The organism is Streptomyces sp. NPDC002643, from assembly GCF_053592555.1.
The window spans coordinates 1-1,061 of the sequence record NZ_JBSFVY010000092.1 but is presented as its reverse complement, the minus strand read 5'-3'; the positions used below and the strand labels follow the sequence as shown (position 1 = coordinate 1,061).

Below are 1,061 nucleotides of genomic sequence, written 5' to 3'. Positions count from 1 at the left end.
AACACAGTGGACGCGAGCAACTGAGGACAAGCCCTCGGCCTATTAGTACCAGTCAACTCCACCCGTTACCGGGCTTCCATACCTGGCCTATCAACCCAGTCGTCTACTGGGAGCCTTACCCCATCAAGTGGGTGGGAGTCCTCATCTCGAAGCAGGCTTCCCGCTTAGATGCTTTCAGCGGTTATCCCTCCCGAACGTAGCCAACCAGCCATGCCCTTGGCAGAACAACTGGCACACCAGAGGTTCGTCCGTCCCGGTCCTCTCGTACTAGGGACAGCCCTTCTCAAGACTCCTACGCGCACAGCGGATAGGGACCGAACTGTCTCACGACGTTCTAAACCCAGCTCGCGTACCGCTTTAATGGGCGAACAGCCCAACCCTTGGGACCGACTCCAGCCCCAGGATGCGACGAGCCGACATCGAGGTGCCAAACCATCCCGTCGATATGGACTCTTGGGGAAGATCAGCCTGTTATCCCCGGGGTACCTTTTATCCGTTGAGCGACGGCGCTTCCACAAGCCACCGCCGGATCACTAGTCCCGACTTTCGTCCCTGCTCGACCCGTCGGTCTCACAGTCAAGCTCCCTTGTGCACTTACACTCACCACCTGATTGCCAACCAGGCTGAGGGAACCTTTGGGCGCCTCCGTTACCCTTTAGGAGGCAACCGCCCCAGTTAAACTACCCATCAGACACTGTCCCCCACCCGGATCACGGGCGCGGGTTAGACATCCAGCACGACCAGACTGGTATTTCAACGACGACTCCACCCATACTGGCGTATGGACTTCAAAGTCTCCCAGCTATCCTACACAAGCCGAACCGAACACCAATATCAAACTGTAGTAAAGGTCCCGGGGTCTTTCCGTCCTGCTGCGCGAAACGAGCATCTTTACTCGTAGTGCAATTTCACCGGGCCTATGGTTGAGACAGTCGAGAAGTCGTTACGCCATTCGTGCAGGTCGGAACTTACCCGACAAGGAATTTCGCTACCTTAGGATGGTTATAGTTACCACCGCCGTTTACTGGCGCTTAAGTTCTCAGCTTCGCCCCACCGAAATG

1 rRNA gene is annotated in these 1,061 nt (G+C 56.5%); it reads right to left on the bottom strand.

Annotated elements, in window-relative coordinates:
* Positions 1–22: 22 nt before the first annotated feature.
* A 23S ribosomal RNA gene (locus ACWD4G_RS45645) occupies positions 23–1,061 on the bottom strand; the annotation flags it as partial.